Source organism: Pseudomaricurvus sp. (genome assembly GCF_965662505.1).
Lineage (GTDB): Bacteria > Pseudomonadota > Gammaproteobacteria > Pseudomonadales > Cellvibrionaceae > Pseudomaricurvus.
The window spans coordinates 1-2,993 of sequence record NZ_CBFIHX010000218.1; the positions used below are offsets into that span (position 1 = coordinate 1).

Genomic DNA, 2,993 nt, shown 5'->3' on the forward strand with positions numbered 1-2,993 from the left:
AAAAACATGTACATACATATAGATATGCTTAAAGGAGCCTAAAATGATCGACAGCCTCAAAGATAGTAATCGCAGAAACATTGACAGTGCTCATGGAGAGTTACCTTCTATGGCAGATTCTATGACGCTTTTTATTCATCCACTGACACATAATCCGATAAAGCTACAACTGGTTATGAGTTATATGGCCCACGAATCGGAGCGTATAGGAAAGCTGTTACACAATGTGAGATTAGAAACCGTAGAGTTGGAGCAGTTGGAACACAAGTCCGACAGTTTTCAGAAACTGAATCCTAACGGAAAAGTGCCTGTGCTGATTCACAACGATTTCACTCTGTGGGAATCAAATGCCATAGCACAGTACATGTCCAATTATTTTAATTCAGTGCTTTGGCCTTATGGTGCAGATCAACAAGCCAGCCTGTTGCGGTGGTTGCTGTGGGAAAGCAGTTGCTGGGATTCTATCGTTGGAAATATGTTGCTGAATGAATTTTACCTGCCGTTTTGGGGCTACCCGGGAGATGATCGACGAAAAGAACGCAACCGTCGAAAATTCACTGAATTGGCAACACTGTTAAATAAACAGTTACAACGTAATCGCTGCGTTAATGGCGATGAATTCACATTGGCAGATTTGTGCATTGGTGCGAGCTTCATGCATCTTGATTCAATCGAGTTGGATTTTAATCTCTACCCTGCGATTCAAGGTTGGAGAAACTTGTTATCACAACAGCCCTGGTGGCAAGAAGTGAGCCACCAAGTTGAACTGTATAAACGTTCCACCCCACATGGCCATCAACGTGAATGCGTATAAATAACGTTTTTCAATAAAACATGTATATACATAAATGGAGTTTAGGAGTTTACCATGACACCAACAAACCTTAAGGCTTACGCCTACTTCCAGTTTGTTCGCCGTTATCCAAAATCACTGGTTTTTCTCAGTATTTTGATAATGGTAGCAGCAGCCACTTTCCTTCCTCAATTGGTTAAAGATACCCGAGCTGATGCGTTTATGGCCCCGAACAATCCGGCACTGCTCTACCGAGAAAAAGTTAAAAAGCAGTTCGGTTTGTCAGACCCGTTCGTTATCGCCGTAGTCAACAATGCAGTGACAAGCGTCAGCGGAACTGATACCAAAACTAAACGAGTAAATACGGATGCCAGTATTTATAAACCCCAGGTGCTGGCCTTGATTGAGTGGTTATCCGATGAGGCTAGAAAGGTCGATAACATTGATCCCGAACGCGTTATGAGTCTGGCCACAGAAAACAATATCGAAGGCAGTGCCAGCGGTATGGAAGTAACGCCGTTCTTCGATCCCCGTCCGGAAACGGAACATGAGAGCTTACAGTTGCGCCAGGCCATCGAAGATTTTCCTTTGTATCAGGGGAAACTGGTGTCCCGTGATGGACGCGCAACCTTGATTGTTGCAGAAATGCTGGATGAAAGGCAGGCAGAAGCTACCTATCTGGCCTTGCAGTCGATGATAGATCGCGCACCTGAAGTTGATGGGGTGGAACTGCATCTGGCGGGTGATGGCGCTGTCGCGGGATACCTGGGTAGCTATATCGATAGCGATGCCAGTCGTTTGAACCCCATTGCAGGCATTATTATTACTCTGATTATCGGGTTTGCCTTCTTTAGATTTGCCCCGGCACTGCTGGCGAATGTGATTATTGCTGCATCGGTTTTGATGACTTTAGGAATCATGGCCGCGAGTAAAGTTCCTTTCTATGTCATCACCAATGCTCTGCCCGTTATCCTTATCGGGATTTCCGTCGCAGATGCCATACACATATTCAGTCGGTACTATGACTTGCAACTGGAAAAACCAAAAGAAGAGCGTCGTCAGTTGGTTGTCGAGGCGATGGTGGATATGTGGCGTCCAATCACATTAACAACCCTGACGACTATGGCGGGTTTTTTGGGACTGTATTTCGCCTCTCACATGCCTCCATTCAAATTCATGGGGCTCTTTACCGCGCTGGGTGTGTCGATTGCCTGGTTATTTTCAATGGTTTTTCTACCCGCAGCTCTCGTTTGGTCACAACCTAAAGTCAGTGCCCGATTCACACGTAATCAGAAAAACAACCGGGACATCTTCTCCCGCATTATGCAGCTCCTTGGTGGTGCCAGTGTTCGTCATCCAGCAACCACACTCGGTATTGGTGCGGCGGTGATTATTGCCGGATGTTTTGCGGCCAGCCAAATACAAGTGGATGAAGATCGCATTGAGACTTTCCACCATGATGAAGCAATTTATCAAGCGGACCGAACGATCAATGCTCATCTGGACGGCACTAATAATCTGGATATTGTCATTGAAACAACAATGGATGAAGGGTTATTAGACCCACATGTGTTAACGAAAATGCAAGCTCTCCAGGACTTCGCTTTAACGTTGCCTCACGTCAACAACGCTACATCCATTGTCGATTACCTGAAACAAATGAATCGGGTGTTAAATGATGGCCATGCCGATGCGTATGAATTGCCGGATCGGAAAGAAGCCATTGCGCAATACTTTTTGCTGTATTCAACATCCAGTGACCCAACGGATTTTGAAGAGGAGGTGGATTACGACTACCGACTGGCTAACATTCGCTTATTACTGGACAGCGCAGCGTTTCGCAACACAAAACCAGTCGTGACTCAGCTACAAAACTATATTGATGAAAACTTTAACGAGGAAGGTCTAACCGCAACGTTGAGTGGACGTGTGACTGTCAATTACCACTGGATTAAAGGCATTGGCGATACACATTTCTACAGCTTGATGGTAGCTCTGGTTCTGGTTTGGTTGGTTGCTGCCCTTCTTTTCAGGTCAGCGGTTGCTGGATTTTATGCTCTGTTGCCTGTGGTCACAGCAATTCTGTTGATTTATTCCTTCATGGCGGCGACAGGTATTACATTGGGTATAGGGACCTCCATGTTTGCCAGTGTGGCTATTGGTTTAGGTGTGGATTTTGCTATCCATACTTTAGATCGTA

Annotated in this window: 2 protein-coding genes; both read left to right on the forward strand. The window is 45.5% G+C overall.

Annotation, left to right across the window (positions count from 1 at the left end):
• Nucleotides 1–43: 43 nt before the first annotated feature.
• Nucleotides 44–814, forward strand: a complete 771-nt coding sequence (locus tag ACTG33_RS16840; RefSeq protein ID WP_439136382.1) for a glutathione S-transferase family protein — start codon at nt 44–46, stop codon at nt 812–814.
• 54 nt (nt 815–868) lie between these two features.
• Nucleotides 869–2,993, forward strand: a 2,125-nt coding sequence (locus tag ACTG33_RS16845; protein WP_439136384.1) for an efflux RND transporter permease subunit, incomplete at its 3' end; no start/stop codon positions are given.